Raw genomic sequence first — 13658 nt, 5'->3', positions numbered from 1 at the left:
GCTAGCTGGCCGCCAGTGCCGCCTTGCGGATGCTCTGCAGCGTGCTCGCGGGCGTGATGGCTTCCGGATCGAGCAGGCAATGCAGGATCGCGGGCTTGCCGCTCGCGCGGGCGCGCGCCAGCGCGGGGCCGAACTCCTCGGTGCTGGCCACGCGCTCGCCATGGCCGCCGAACACCTCGGCATAGCCGCGGAAGTCGGGGTTCTTCAGCTGCGTGGCGCTGACGCGGCCCGGGTAGTGCTTTTCCTGGTGCATGCGGATGGTGCCGTACATCGCGTTGTCCAGCAGCACCACGATGATCGGCAGCCCGTACTGCACGGCGGTGGCGAACTCCTGACCGTGCATCATGAAGTCGCCGTCGCCCGCGAACACCACCACCTCGCGCTGCGGCCAGAGGCGCTTGGCGCCTACGCCGGCCGGCAGGCCGTAGCCCATCGATCCGCTGGTGGGCGCAAGCTGGCTCGCGAACGCGCGGAATGGCCAGAACCGGTGCACCCAGGTCGCGAAGTTGCCCGCGCCGTTGCAGAAGATGGTGTCGGCCGGCAGCACGTCGCGCAGATGCTGCATGACCTCGCCCATCTGCAGCGGGCCGGGAATGCGGATCGGGGCCGGATCGCTCCAGCGGAGGAACTCTTCGCGCGCGGTTTTTGTCTCGGCCTGCCAGGCGGGTGGCGACTCCGGGCGCAGCGCGGACACGGCTTCGGCGAAAGCCTGCGGCGTGGCGTGGATGCCTTGCGACGGGCGATAGAGCTTGCCAAGCTCGTCGGCATCGGCATGCACATGCACCAGCGCCTGCCTCGGCTGCGGGATGGCGAGCAACTCATAGCCCTGCGACGGCACTTCCGACAGGCGGCCGCCCACCAGCAGCACGAGGTCGGCGTTGCGGATGCGCTCGAGCATGCGCGGATTCGCGCCCAGGCCCAGGTCGCCCGCGTAGCAGGGATGCTCGGCCGACAGCAGCATCTGGCGGCGGAACGAGCAGTACACCGGCAGCGAGAACGCCTCGGCGAAAGCCGCGAACTGCTGCGTGGCCGCCTCGGACCAGCGGCTGCCGCCCAGGATGACGACAGGCCGCTGGGCCTGCGACAGGCGCTGCTGCAACTCGGCGATCTGCGCCGCGCCCGGGTGGGTTTCGACCACCGCATAGGACTGCGCATCGGCCACCGTTGCGGCTTCGGTCAGCATGTCTTCGGGCAGCGCGATCACCACCGGACCGGGCCGGCCCGAGGTGGCGACGTGGAAGGCGCGCGAGACCAGCTCGGGCACGCGCGCCGGATCGTCGATCTGCACCACCCACTTGGCCATGGTGCCGAACACCGCGCCGTAGTCCAGTTCCTGGAAGGCCTCGCGGCCCAGCGCCTCGCGCGCGACCTGGCCCACGAACAGCAAGAGCGGCGTCGAATCCTGGTGCGCGATGTGCACGCCGGCCGCCGCGTTGGTGGCGCCCGGCCCGCGCGTGACGAAGCAGACGCCGGGCCGGCCCGTGAGCTTGCCCTGCGCCTCGGCCATCATCGTGGCGCCGCCTTCCTGGCGGCACACGGTCACCTCGATGGATGCATCGTGCAGCGCATCGAGCACGGCCAGAAAGCTTTCGCCGGGCACGCAGAAGAGCTGCTTGACGCCGTGGGTGATGAGCTGGTCGACCAGGATCTGGCCGCCGGTGCGGGGAGAGGTCATGCTGAATCCAATGCAATGAAGGTGTTGGTATTTGCTCCTTCCCCTTCCGGGGGAAGGCGGGGATGGGGGCAAGCGGCGCTGGAAAGGCCGACGGCAATTGAGATGCCGCTTGCCCCCACCCCTGCCCTCCCCCGGAAGGGGAGGGAGAAATGCGAGGTCATTCGAGAGCTTCGCATGCCGCGGCAATGCGCGCACACGCCTCCTCGAGCTGCGCCATCGACGTGGCATACGAAATGCGGAAATACGGCGCCAGCCCGAACACGCTGCCCGGCACCACCGCCACTTCGTAGTCCTGCAGCAGGTAGCTGCAGAAATCGCTGTCGGTCCGCAGCAGCGCACCGCCGCGGGTGCGCCGCCCGAGCACGCCCGCGCAACTCGCAAAAGTATAGAAAGCGCCTTCGGGCACGCGGCAATGCAGGCCCGGCGCGCGGTTCAGTGCGGCCACCACGAAATCACGGCGTTGCTGGAAGGAAGCGCGCCGCTCGGCCACGATGTCTTGCGGCCCCGTGAGCGCCTCGATCGCGGCGGCCTGGCTCACCGACGACGGGCATGAGGTCGACTGGCTCTGCACCACTGCCATGGCCGCGATCAGCGCGCGCGGCCCGGCCCCGTAGCCCACGCGCCAGCCGGTCATCGCATAGGCCTTGGACACGCCGTTCACGGTGAGCGTGCGTTCGCGCAGCCGCGGCTCCACGGCCGCCGGCGTGGCGAAGGCGAGGCCGTCGTAGAGGATGTGTTCGTAGATGTCGTCGGCCAGCACCCACACCGCGGGATGGCGCAGCAGCACCTCGCACAGCGGCGCGAGCTGTACCGCACTGTAGGCCGCGCCGCTCGGGTTGGAAGGCGAATTCAGGAACAGCCAGCGCGTGCGCGACGTGACGGCTGCCTCCAGCTGCGCGGCATCCAGCCGAAAGCCCTGCGCCTCGCTGCAGGGCACGCTCACCGGCACGCCGCCGCAGATCTGCACGATGTCGGCGTAGGAGGTCCAGTACGGCGCAGGCAGGATCACCTCGTCCCCCGGGTTCAGGCTGGCCATCAGCGCGTTGAAGATCACCTGCTTGGCGCCCGCGCCCACGCTGATCTCGCCCGGTGCAAAGTCGAGTGCGTTGTCGCGCCTGAACTTGAACTGCACCGCGGCCTTCATGGCCGGGCTGCCGTCGAGCACGGTGTAGCGCGTGTCGCCGCGCTCCATCGCGCGGGCCGCGGCGGCGCGGATGTGCTCGGGCGTGTCGAAGTCCGGCTCGCCCGCGCCCAGCACGATCACCGGCCGGCCGGCGCGCTTGAGCGCGTTGGCATGGTCGGTGATGCGCAGGATTTCCGACACGCCGATGGCGCGCACGCGCTGCGCGGGCTCGAACGCGGAGGTCGAAGGCGTGGGATCGAGAACGGCGGATGTCACTTCGCGTAGGCCTCCAGCGGCTTGTCGTTGGGTTCGGCGATGAGCTGCTTCAGCGCCGCGCTCATCGGCAGGTTCAGGCTGGTGTTCTTCGGCGGAATCGGCGCGACGAACCATTTGGCGTAGATCTTCTCGAGCTCGCCGCTCTTCATGAGGCGGCGCAGCGCGTCGTCCACCGCGGTCTTGAAGGCCGCGTCGTCCTTGCGGAACAGCAGCGCAATGGGTTCGGAGCCCAGCGCATCGCCGACGATGCGGTAGGCCGACGGGTTCTTCGCGTTCGCGATGATTCCCGCGAGCAGGTTGTCGTCGAGCACGAAGGCATCGGCGCGGCCCGACTCCATCAGCAGGAAGCTCTCGAGGTGGTCCTTGCCGAGCATCGTGGTGATGGTGGTGTTCTGCGCGCGCTCGCGCTTGCGCAGCAGCTGCACGGCGGTGGTGCCGGTGGAAGCCGACACGATGCGGCCCGCCAGCTGGTCGAGCGAGCTGATGCCCGAATCGACACGCGTCGCCATGCGCACCTCGCTCACATAGGTGGTGAGCGCGAACGCCACCTGCTGCTGGCGCGCGGTGTTGTTGGTGGTGGGGCCGCAGCCGATGTCGAGCGTGCCGTTCTGCACCAGCGCAATGGTGTTCTGCGCGGTCACGGCCATGTATTCGAGCTTGGCCGAGGGCGCGATGTCCTTCAGCACGCGCTCGCACAGCTCGACGTGGTAGCCCACGTATTTCTCGTTCGCGCCCAGCATGTAGGCCATGGGCGGCGAGGCTTCGCGCACGCCGAGCACCGCCTTGCCGCTGCTCCTGATCTTGTCGAGCGTGCCGCCGGCCGGGGCCTGCTGCGCGGCGGCGCCGAAAGCGAGCGCGAGCAGCGCTGCGGCGGCGAGGGTCTTCAGTTGCATCTTCATGTTCGCTGTCTCCTGGTTGTTTTTCTTGGGGACGCACGGCCGCCGCCCTGCCCGCTGCAGCGAAATGCCGCGCGGCAAGAACACAAGGCCGGAGCCGATCAGTCGTTGATCTCGAAGGTCACGCCCTGGGCGAGCGGCAGCGCGGTCGAGTAGTTGATGGTGTTGGTCGCGCGCCGCATGTACGCCTTCCAGCTGTCGGAGCCGGCTTCGCGGCCGCCGCCGGTTTCCTTCTCGCCGCCGAAGGCGCCGCCGATTTCGGCGCCGCTCGGGCCGATGTTGACGTTGGCAATGCCGCAGTCCGAACCGGCGCTCGACAGGAAGCGCTCGGCCTCGCGCACGTTGAGCGTGAAGATCGACGACGACAGGCCCGCGCCCACGGCGTTGTGCCATTCGATGGCATCGTCGAGCGAGGTGTAGCGCACCACATAGAGAATGGGCGCGAAGGTCTCGCGCAACACCGGGCCGTCGTGCGACTTCAGCTCGACCAATGCGGGGCGCACGTAGAAGGCGTCTTGGGTACCGATGCCCTCCACGCGCTGGCCGCCATGTACCGTGGCGCCGATCTCGCGGCTTTCGCCCAAGGCCTTCTGCATGCCGTCGAACGCGGCGCGGTCGATCAGCGGACCGACCAGCGTGCCGGCCTCGCGCGGATCGCCGACCTGCACGTTGGCATACACCTTGGCGAGCTTGGGCACCAGCGCGTCATACACGCTGTCGTGCACGAACAGCCGGCGCAGCGTGGTGCAGCGCTGGCCGGCCGTGCCCATGGCCGAGAACGCGATGGCGCGCAGCGTGAGGTCGAGGTCGGCCGAAGGCGTGACGATGGCCGCGTTGTTGCCGCCGAGCTCGAGAATGGCGCGTGCGAAGCGCGCGGCCAGCTTCGGCCCCACCTGCCGGCCCATCGCGGTCGAGCCGGTGGCCGAGAGAATCGGCACCCGGTGGTCGTCGACCAGCACCTCGCCGATGTCGCGCTGGCCCAGCAGCAGGCCGAGCAGGCCTTCGGGCGCATCGCCGAAACGCGCGATGGCGCGCTGCGCAATGGCATGCACGGCCAGCGCGGTGAGCGGTGTTTTTTCGGACGGCTTCCACACCACCGAATCGCCGCACACCAGCGCCAGCGCCGCATTCCACGACCACACGGCCACCGGAAAGTTAAAGGCCGAGATCACGCCGCACACGCCCAGCGGATGCCAGGTTTCCATCATGCGGTGCTCGGCGCGCTCGGTGGCGAGCGTGAGGCCGTAGAGCTGGCGCGAGAGGCCGACCGCGAAGTCGCAGATGTCGATCATTTCCTGCACTTCGCCCGCGCCTTCCGACGGAATCTTGCCGGCCTCGAGCGTGACGAGGCGGCCCAGGTCGGCCTTGGCCGCGCGCAGCTCTTCGCCCAGCAGGCGCACCAGTTCGCCGCGGCGCGGCGCGGGCACGCTGCGCCAGGCCTTGAAGGCCTCGTGCGCGTGGCCGATGGCGGCGGCCGCTTCGGCGGCGGTGGTCTGCGGCACCTGCGCGATCACCTCGCCGGTGACCGGCGAGCGCACCGTCAGTTCGCCGCCGGTGCTGGCGGAATTCGGAACGCCGAGGCGCTGCAGCAGCTGCGCGACTTCGGCGGCGACGGGAAGGGGGGCTTGGGCTTCTGGCATGGAGGCTCCGGCGTGGAGAAAGGAGAACAAGAAGAAGGGCAGCGGGGACGCGGCAACGGCTCAATATCTGCGAATAGTGCCTGCTTGCATAGCGAAAAAACCGAAGGACTTGGTGCGTTTCAGGAATGAACTCCTTCGCCCTTCATTCGCACAGCGCACGAACACTGCCTCAGTTCGAGGGCCCCGGCGCCTCGGACAGGCTGATGCGCTGCCCTGCGGGCGAACCCGCCAGGCTCTGCGCCGGCCGCCTCAGCGTTGCGTCGAAGGGGTTGATCCTCGGCCCGATGGCCGCCGCCTCGCGCTTGAGCAGTTCCACCACCGTGGGCATGCGGTCGGCATTGAGCCGGTCGGCGATGGTGCCCACGCTCAGCGCGGCCACCGCGCGGCCCTCGCGGTCGAGGATGGGCACGGCCACGCCGGCCATGCCTTCGAGCAGGCCGGTGTTGCGCCCGGCATAGCCGGCCTGGCGCACGCGCTCGATCTCGGTGCGCAGGTACACCTCGTCGTACACGCCGTACTCGCGCACGCGCGAGAGGTTGAAGCGGATCACTTCCTCGCGCTCCGCCTCGGGCAGGAAGGCCAGGATCGCGAGCGCGCCCTGCCCCACGCCCAGCGCGATGCGCCCGCCGATGTCGCCGGTGAACGAGCGGATCGGAAACGGCCCTTCGCTGCGATCGAGGCAGATCGCGTCGAAGCCGCTGCGCGCCAGCAGAAAGATGCTGTCGCCCAGGCTCGCGCACAGGCGCAGCAGCACCGGGCGGCAAATGGAGCGCAGGTCGCCGGGGTTGCCGGCGCTGGCCGCGAGCGCGAAGAAATCGATGCCGAGGCGGTACAGCTTGCTGCGCTCGTCCTGTTCGACCATGCCCTCGGCCATGAGCGACTGCAGCAGCCGGTGCGTGGTCGCCTGCGTGAGGCCCACGGAACGTGCGATCTGCGTCACGCGGCCGCCCTCGGCCTGCACCGCGCCGAGCGCGCGGATCACCGAAAAGACACGCGGCACGCCGCCGCTGGCCGCCGAGGGAGTTTCCATACCTTGCTCCTGTGGAATTCCTGGGATCGATTTTCTCGATGATATTCCATTGAATGGAATAAATTTGAAAAAGATTCTGATTAATGGAATACCCGAGGCGATCTGGCGTGATCGTTGCAATAGAGTGAATTGAAAGTTCTCTCTTTGTCCACGGCATGCACCAAGGTGCTGCACCCCATCTTCCAATCCCGCAGAAAGGCCCTTCCATGTCGTTCCTGAGGCTCACCGACCTGACCAAGTTCTATGGCGCCACGCGCGCCGTGTCGGCCATGAACCTCACGGTGGAGAAGGGCGAGTTCGTCTCGCTGCTCGGCCCCTCGGGCTGCGGCAAGACCACGACGCTGCAGATGATTGCGGGCTTCGAGGCGGTGTCGAGCGGGCGCATCGAACTCGCGGGCAAGGACATCACGCATGCCAAGGCCAACACGCGCGGGCTGGGCATCGTGTTCCAGACCTACGCGCTGTTTCCGCACATGACGGTGGCCGACAACGTGAGCTTCGGCCTCGAGATGCGCAAGATGCCGAAGTCCGAACGCGCCGGGCGCGTCAAGCAGGCGCTGGCGCTGGTGCATCTGGAAGCGCACGCTACGCGCTACCCGCGCGAACTCTCCGGCGGCCAGCGCCAGCGCGTGGCGCTGGCCCGCGCACTCGTGATCGAGCCGCCGGTGCTGCTGCTGGACGAACCGCTCTCCAACCTCGACGCCAAGCTGCGCGAGGAAATGCAGTTCGAGCTGCGCCAGATCCAGCGCAAGGTCGGCACCACCACGGTGATGGTCACGCACGACCAGAGCGAGGCCATGTCGATCAGCGACCGCGTGGTGGTGATGGAAGGCGGCTGCGCCACGCAGATCGACCATCCGCACCGCGTGTACGAGCATCCGAGCACGCGCTTCATTTCCACCTTCGTGGGCAAGGCCAACCTGCTGAATGGCCGCGTCACGGCCAGCGGCGCGCGCAGCTGCCATGTGGCGGTGGGCGCGCTCGCGGTCGAGGTGGACGACACCGGCTACAAGTCGGGCGACCCGGTGCTGATGAGCGTGCGCCCCGAAAAGCTGCAGCTGGTGGAGGCCGGCCGCGGCCGCCTCGACGGCCAGGTGCTGGAGCGCTTCTTCCTGGGCAGCCAATGGCTCTATCGCCTGGGCACGCCCGCCGGCGACCTGATGGTGCTGAGCCCCAACGACGGCCGCGACGCGCTCGACGAAGGCCACGCGGCCGGCATCGACTGGCCCGCGCATTGCACGCGGCTGCTGCCGGCCGACGCGGCGGTGGCGGCATGAGCGGAATGAGGAACAAGGCCACGCCGTGGTGGCTGTCGGGGCCCGCGCTGCTGCTGTTCGCGGCCCTGCTGGTGGTGCCGCTCGCGCTCACCGCGGTGCTGTCGTTCAACGTGTACGACCCAGCCACCGGACCGAAGGCCGGCGAGTTCACGCTCGCGCACTACGCGCAGGTGTTCAGCGACTCCTACTACCACGGCATCTTCTGGCGCACCTTCTGGATCTCGGGCCTCGTCACGCTGATCTGCGTGCTGGTCGGCGCGCCCGAGGCCTATGTGCTGAGCCGCATGCGCAACCCGTGGCGCTCGGTGCTGCTCCTGGTGGTGCTGGCGCCGCTGCTCGTGTCGGTGGTGGTGCGCGCCTTCGGCTGGAGCATGCTGCTCGGGCCCGAGGGCGCGGTGAACGGACTGCTGCGGCTGGCGGGCATCGGGCCGGTGAAGATGCTCTACACCGAGACCGCGGTGATCGTCGCACTGGTCCATGTGATGCTGCCCTTCATGGTGATTCCGGTCTGGACCTCGCTGCAGAAGCTCGATGCGGGCGTGGAGAACGCGGCACTCTCGCTCAGGGCCTCGCACTTCACCACGCTGCGCCGCATCGTGCTGCCGCAGGTGATGCCGGGCATTCTCTCGGGCAGCCTGATCGTGTTCGGCCTGGCTGCGAGCTCGTTCGCGATTCCGGGATTGCTGGGCGGGCGTCGATTGAAGATGGTCGCGACGGTCGTGTATGACGAGTACCTGCACGAACTCAACTGGCCGCTCGGCGCAGCCGTTGCGTTGGTTCTGCTGGCGGCCAATCTCATCGTGATGCTGAGCTACAACCGCCTGGTCGAAGGCCGCTACAAAAAGGCATTGGGGTGAAGCCATGACCAAGAACGGCCCCCTCGCTCTCGCGTTCAACGCGCTCGTCATCACCTTCATGCTGGCGCCGCTCGTGGTGGTGTGCATCGTCGCGTTCACGCCCGAGAACACGCTCACGATTCCCACCACGCACTTCTCGCTGCGCTGGTTCAGGGCGGTGTTCGCGCATCCAGACTTCATGCAGTCTTTCTGGAACAGCCTGTGGCTCGCGCTGGCCTCGGCCACCATCGCCACGCTGCTCGCGGTGCCGGCGGGCATGGCGATCACGCGCTACGCGTTTCCGGGGCGCGATTTCCTCAACGGCCTGTTCCTCTCGCCGCTGATCATTCCGCACCTGGTGCTGGGCGTGGCTTTGCTGCGCCTGTTCGCGCTGGTGGGCGGCACGGGCAGCTTCGGCTGGCTGGTGATGGCGCACGCGCTGATCGTCACGCCCTACACGCTGCGCCTCGTGGTGGCCGCGCTGGTGGGCTTCGACCGCAGCGCCGAGCAGGCCGCGCTCTCGCTGGGCGCGAGCCAGGCCACGGTGTTCCGGCGCATCACGCTGCCGATGATCCTGCCGGGCGTCACGGGCGGCTGGCTGCTGTCCTTCATCAACAGCTTCGACGAAGTGACGATGTCGATCTTCGTCACCTCGCCCAGCACGGTGACGCTGCCGGTGCGCATGTACATGTATGCCACCGAGTCGATCGATCCGCTGATGGCGGCGGTGTCGGCGCTGATGGTGGCGGTGACGGCCATCGCGATGGTGGTGCTCGACCGCGTCTACGGGCTGGACCGCGTGCTGGTGGGGCGCAGATAGGCAAGCCATGACGACGACAACGACAACTTCACCCGCCCTGCTGCACCGCGTGGCCGAGACCACCGGCCGCGAGGCCGTGCCCTTCACCCTGGACGGCGCAGCCGCGAGCGCACTGGCCGGCGACACGGTGCTGACGGCCGTGCTCACGCAATGCGGCCAGCTGCGCCGCAACGAATTCAGCGGCCAGCCGCGCGCGGGCTTCTGCATGATGGGCGCCTGCCAGGACTGCTGGATTTCCACCGGCGAAGGCGAGCGGCTGCGCGCCTGCTCGACCTTCATCGCGCCCGGCATGGCGCTGGTCACCGGGAGGAACGGCGCATGACGGCGGCGGCAGGCGAAATCCGCCCCGTGATCGTCGGCGCCGGCCCCGCCGGTGTGCGCGCGGCACAGGCGCTGGTGGCGCATGGCCTGCAGCCGGTGGTGATCGACGAAGCCTCGCGCGCCGGCGGGCAGATCTACCGGCGGCCTCCCGCGAGCCTTTCCCAGCGCAGCACGCAAACGCTGTATGGCCTCGAGGCGCGTCGCGCCGTCGCGTTGCACATTGCCTTCGACGCCCTGCGCGAACGCATCGACTACCGCCCCGACAGCCTGGTGTGGAGCGCTCAGGGCGGCCGGCTCGACGTGCTGCACGGCCCCACGCGCGGCACCGACAGCGTCCCCTACGGCCAGTTGATCGTTGCCACCGGCGCCACCGACCGCGTGCTGCCGGTGCCGGGCTGGACCTTGCCCGGCGTCTACACGCTGGGCGGCGCGCAGGTGGCGCTCAAGTTCCAGGGCTGCGCCATCGGGCGGCGCGTGGTGTTCATGGGCACCGGCCCGCTGCTGTACCTGGTGGCCTACCAGTACGCGAAGGCCGGCGTGGACGTGGCCGCGGTGCTCGACACCGCGCGCCTCGCCAACCAGATCGCCGCCGCGCCCGCGATGCTGGCGCAGCCCGCGGTGTTCGCAAAGGGCGTGTACTACGTGGGCTGGCTGCGCGCGCACGGCGTGGCGCTGCACAGTGGCGTGCGTCCGCTGCGCGTGCTCGGCGACGAGGCGCAGGGCCGCGTCACCGGCGTGGCATGGCAAGACGGCAACGAAGAACGCACGCTGGCCTGCGATGCCGTCGGCTTCGGCTACGCGCTGCGTTCCGAAACCCAGCTGGCCGACCTGCTCGGCTGCCGCTTCGAATTCGCGCCGCTGCACCGCGCGCATTTGCCGGTGCGCGACGCCGCCGGCCGCTCCAGCGTGAAGGGCGTGTACCTCGCGGGCGATGGCGCCGGCATCATGGGCGCCGATGCGGCCGAATGGGCCGGCGAACGCGCCGCGCTCGCGCTGCTGGCCGACCAGGGCGTGGCGGTCGACACCGCGCGCACCGCAGCGCTCGAACGCAGGCTCCACAAGCTCGGCGGCTTCCGCGAAGGGCTGGAACGCGCCTTCCCGCTGCCGCCCGACTGGGCCGCGCATGCGCCCGACGAGCTGGTGGTCTGCCGCTGCGAGAACGTCACGGCAGGCACGCTGCGTCAGACCGTCTCGGTCAACGGCGCCGACGAAATGAACCGCCTGAAGGCGCTCTCGCGCGTGGGCATGGGCCGCTGCCAGGGCCGCATGTGCGGCGTGGCTGCGGCCGAGATCCTGGCGCACGCCACGGGACTGCCGCTGCAGCAGGTGGGACGGCTGCGCGGGCAGGCACCCATCAAGCCGATTCCGATTCATCTCGCCGCAACGCCGTCGCTCGAAGGGGCCGGCGAATGACCGGACGCAAGACATTGCACACCGACGTCGCCATCGTGGGCGGCGGCATCGTCGGCGCGTCCGCCGCGCTGGCCTTGCGGCAGATGGGCATCGGCGTCGTGCTGCTGGAGCGCGACCTGTGCGGCTCGCGTTCGAGCGGCGTGAACTACGGCGGCGTGCGGCGCCAGGGCCGGCCGCTGAGCCAACTTCCGCTGGCGCAGCGCGCGCACCGCATCTGGGAGCGCCTGCGCGAAACCATCGGCACCGACGGCGAGTACCTGCGCTCGGGCCACTTCAAGATCGCGCGCAGCGAGGCCGACATGGCATCTCTGGAACGCTACCGCGCGCAAAGCCGCGACTTCGACCTGGGGCTCGAGCTGATCTCCGATGCCCGCCTGCGCGAACGCTGCCCGTGGCTCGGCGCGCGCGCCGTCGGCGGCTCGCTGTGCGCGGAAGACGGGCAGGCCAACCCGCGGCTGGTGTCGCCGGCCTTCGCACTCGCGGCGCAGCGCGCCGGCGCGCTGATCTTCGAGCGCCACAAGGTCGACGAGGTGGCGCACGATGGCCGGGCGTTCATGCTGCGCTCGGGCAATGCGCTCGAAGTGCATGCGCCGGCGCTGCTCAACTGCGCAGGCGCCTGGGCCGGGCCGATTGCCACGGAGTTCGGCGAAGAGGTGCCGCTGCAATCAGGCCATCCCGCGATGGCAGTGACAGAGCCGCTGCCCTTCTTCATGAACTGGAGCCTCGGCGTGGAGGGCGGCGGCATCTACTGCCGCCAGGTGGCGCGCGGCAACCTCGTGCTGGGCGGGGGCGGGAAGGGTGTGGCGCTCGATGCCGACCGCGCCCGCTCCGACCGCGACGCCATCGCCTCGCTCTCCGCACAGGCCATCGAGCTGCTGCCCACGCTGCGCCATGCGCATTTCATTCGCACCTGGAGCGGCACCGAAGGCTACCTGCCCGACCGCCAGCCGGTGCTCGGCCCCAGCCGCACCACGCCCGGCCTGTTCCATGGCTTCGGCTTTTCGGGCGCGGGCTTCCAGATCGGCCCCGCTGCCGGCGAAGTGCTGGCCGAACTCGTGCGCGACGGCCGCAGCAGCACGCCGATCGAGAGCTTCTCGATCGAACGCTTCACCCCCACCCCACCCTGAAAGGAAAACACCATGTCCCGTTTCCAGAAGACTTCCTTCTTCTCTCTTCGCCGGACCATGCTCGGTGCGGCGGCGGTGGCCGCGCTCGCGGCCGGCGGCGCAGCCAGTGCGCAAACCAAGACGCTCTACATCGGCATGAACGGCGGCACCATGGAGAAGGCGTACACGCAGTACGTGTTCCCGGCCTTCGAGAAGCTCTACGGCGCCAAGGTGGTGGTGGTGCCGGGCACCTCGTCCGATATCCTCGCGAAGGCGCAGGCCAACAAGGACCGCCCGCAGATGCACGTGATGTTCCTCGATGACGGCATCATGGTGCGCGCCATCGGCATGGGCCTGTGCCAGAAGCAGCGGCCCAATCCCTCGCTCGCCGAGATCTATCCGGCCGCGCGCTTCAAGGACGACATGGCCAGCGGCGTGAGCCTGGGCATGACAGGCCTGGCCTACAACGCGAAGATGTTCAAGGAAAAGGGCTGGGCGGCACCCACCTCGTGGATGGACCTGGCCGATCCCAAGTACAAGGGCAAGGTGGTGTTCCAGTCGATGTCGTCATCATCCTTCGGGCTGCACGGCTTCTTGATGTTCAACCGCATCCAGGGCGGCAACGACAAGAACGTGGAGCCCGGCTTCAAGGCCTGGCCCAACACCGTGGGCCCCAACGTGCTCGAGTACATCCCGAGCTCGGCCAAGCTGTCGGAGATGGTGCAGACCGGCGAGGCCGCGATCTTCCCGCTCACGCCCACGGCCGTGGCCGCGCTCAAGACCAAGGGCATTCCGGTGGAATACGCGCCGCCCAAGGAAGGCGCGGTGGTGCTGATGGTGGGCCAGTGCGTGATCGCCAACAACAGCGAGCCCGAGCTGTCGCAGAAGCTCGCCGAATTCTTGCTGAGCCCGCTGGCTCAGGCCAACGTGCTGCAGTACGGCGCGCAGATTCCCACCAACCCCAAGGCGCCGGCGGTGGGTGATGGTGTGCAGCAGGTCGCCGACATCAACAAGTGGATGAAGACGGCGGTCACCATTGACTGGGACAGCATCAACGCGAACCGGCCGGCCTGGAACGCGCGCTGGAACAAGACTATCGAGAAGTGACTAGCGCGCGAGTGTTAGGACCGTGACGTTCGGGGCGCGCTCCCGCCGACGGGGTACCTTGCTCCGCGAATGTCCTCCGGCCTGCGGCCTCCCCCTTGATTTCGCTGCGCAAGGCACCCCATCGACGGAAGCGTCATG

The 13658-nt window shown here is 68.9% G+C and carries 12 protein-coding genes; 7 read left to right on the top strand and 5 right to left on the bottom strand.

Annotated features, from left to right (window positions below):
- Position 1: 1 nt before the first annotated feature.
- The 5 genes from QFZ47_RS14295 to QFZ47_RS14275 all read right to left on the bottom strand — a co-directional run bounded on the left by QFZ47_RS14295 (position 2) and on the right by QFZ47_RS14275 (position 6640).
- Positions 2-1675, bottom strand: coding sequence for a thiamine pyrophosphate-binding protein (locus QFZ47_RS14295; protein ID WP_307656259.1), 1674 nt, complete (start codon positions 1673-1675; stop codon positions 2-4).
- 157 nt (positions 1676-1832) lie between these two features.
- Positions 1833-3074, bottom strand: coding sequence for a pyridoxal phosphate-dependent aminotransferase (locus QFZ47_RS14290; RefSeq protein ID WP_307656258.1), 1242 nt, complete (start codon positions 3072-3074; stop codon positions 1833-1835).
- Positions 3071-3973, bottom strand: coding sequence for an amino acid ABC transporter substrate-binding protein (locus tag QFZ47_RS14285; RefSeq protein WP_307656257.1), 903 nt, complete (start codon positions 3971-3973; stop codon positions 3071-3073). The genes QFZ47_RS14290 and QFZ47_RS14285 overlap by 4 nt, the downstream gene beginning before the upstream one ends.
- Positions 3974-4071: 98 nt before the next feature.
- Positions 4072-5610 carry an L-piperidine-6-carboxylate dehydrogenase gene (amaB, locus tag QFZ47_RS14280; RefSeq protein ID WP_307656256.1) on the bottom strand — a complete coding sequence of 513 codons (1539 nt, stop codon included), beginning with the start codon at positions 5608-5610 and terminating at the stop codon, positions 4072-4074.
- Positions 5611-5779: 169 nt separating this feature from the next.
- On the bottom strand, positions 5780-6640 hold the full coding sequence (locus QFZ47_RS14275) for an IclR family transcriptional regulator (protein WP_307656255.1): 861 nt from the start codon (positions 6638-6640) through the stop codon (positions 5780-5782).
- 206 nt (positions 6641-6846) lie between these two features.
- Between QFZ47_RS14275 and QFZ47_RS14270 the strand changes: the two genes are divergently transcribed.
- Genes QFZ47_RS14270 through QFZ47_RS14240 form a run of 7 tightly spaced genes read left to right on the top strand, consistent with a single transcriptional unit; the run spans position 6847 to position 13520 of the window.
- Entirely contained in the window at positions 6847-7917 is a 1071-nt protein-coding gene (locus QFZ47_RS14270; RefSeq protein ID WP_307656254.1) for an ABC transporter ATP-binding protein, read from the top strand.
- Entirely contained in the window at positions 7914-8774 is an 861-nt protein-coding gene (locus tag QFZ47_RS14265) for an ABC transporter permease (protein WP_307656253.1), read from the top strand. Before QFZ47_RS14270 ends, QFZ47_RS14265 begins: the two co-directional genes overlap by 4 nt.
- A gap of 4 nt (positions 8775-8778) precedes the next feature.
- Entirely contained in the window at positions 8779-9573 is a 795-nt protein-coding gene (locus QFZ47_RS14260; RefSeq protein ID WP_307656252.1) for an ABC transporter permease, read from the top strand.
- 7 nt (positions 9574-9580) lie between these two features.
- The gene (locus QFZ47_RS14255; protein WP_307656251.1) at positions 9581-9895 is read left to right on the top strand and encodes a (2Fe-2S)-binding protein; all 315 of its coding nucleotides are present in this window, start codon (positions 9581-9583) and stop codon (positions 9893-9895) included.
- Positions 9892-11307 (top strand): FAD/NAD(P)-dependent oxidoreductase, encoded by a 1416-nt coding sequence (locus QFZ47_RS14250; RefSeq protein ID WP_307656250.1) that lies wholly within the window; start codon positions 9892-9894, stop codon positions 11305-11307. The genes QFZ47_RS14255 and QFZ47_RS14250 overlap by 4 nt, the downstream gene beginning before the upstream one ends.
- A complete protein-coding gene (locus QFZ47_RS14245) occupies positions 11304-12434 on the top strand; it encodes an NAD(P)/FAD-dependent oxidoreductase (protein ID WP_307656249.1) in 1131 nt (376 codons plus the stop codon). Before QFZ47_RS14250 ends, QFZ47_RS14245 begins: the two co-directional genes overlap by 4 nt.
- Positions 12435-12446: 12 nt before the next feature.
- Positions 12447-13520, top strand: coding sequence for an ABC transporter substrate-binding protein (locus QFZ47_RS14240; protein ID WP_307656248.1), 1074 nt, complete (start codon positions 12447-12449; stop codon positions 13518-13520).
- The last annotated feature ends 138 nt before the right edge of the window (positions 13521-13658 follow it).

The sequence above is a fragment of the Variovorax paradoxus genome (assembly GCF_030815975.1).
GTDB classification, from domain to species: domain Bacteria; phylum Pseudomonadota; class Gammaproteobacteria; order Burkholderiales; family Burkholderiaceae_C; genus Variovorax; species Variovorax paradoxus_N.
Note: the sequence above shows the minus strand (reverse complement) of the source record. Positions and strands in the feature narration are given on the sequence as shown.

Excerpts from the sequence above, each read along its gene's own strand:
- QFZ47_RS14295 (WP_307656259.1), bottom strand. The coding sequence starts at position 1,675 with ATGACCTCTCCCCGCACCGGCGGCCAGATCCTGGTCGACCAGCTCATC.
- QFZ47_RS14285 (WP_307656257.1), bottom strand. The coding sequence starts at position 3,973 with ATGAAGATGCAACTGAAGACCCTCGCCGCCGCAGCGCTGCTCGCGCTC.
- amaB (WP_307656256.1), bottom strand. The coding sequence starts at position 5,610 with ATGCCAGAAGCCCAAGCCCCCCTTCCCGTCGCCGCCGAAGTCGCGCAG.
- QFZ47_RS14275 (WP_307656255.1), bottom strand. The coding sequence starts at position 6,640 with ATGGAAACTCCCTCGGCGGCCAGCGGCGGCGTGCCGCGTGTCTTTTCG.
- QFZ47_RS14270 (WP_307656254.1), top strand. The coding sequence starts at position 6,847 with ATGTCGTTCCTGAGGCTCACCGACCTGACCAAGTTCTATGGCGCCACG.
- QFZ47_RS14265 (WP_307656253.1), top strand. The coding sequence starts at position 7,914 with ATGAGCGGAATGAGGAACAAGGCCACGCCGTGGTGGCTGTCGGGGCCC.
- QFZ47_RS14260 (WP_307656252.1), top strand. The coding sequence starts at position 8,779 with ATGACCAAGAACGGCCCCCTCGCTCTCGCGTTCAACGCGCTCGTCATC.
- QFZ47_RS14255 (WP_307656251.1), top strand. The coding sequence starts at position 9,581 with ATGACGACGACAACGACAACTTCACCCGCCCTGCTGCACCGCGTGGCC.
- QFZ47_RS14250 (WP_307656250.1), top strand. The coding sequence starts at position 9,892 with ATGACGGCGGCGGCAGGCGAAATCCGCCCCGTGATCGTCGGCGCCGGC.
- QFZ47_RS14245 (WP_307656249.1), top strand. The coding sequence starts at position 11,304 with ATGACCGGACGCAAGACATTGCACACCGACGTCGCCATCGTGGGCGGC.
- QFZ47_RS14240 (WP_307656248.1), top strand. The coding sequence starts at position 12,447 with ATGTCCCGTTTCCAGAAGACTTCCTTCTTCTCTCTTCGCCGGACCATG.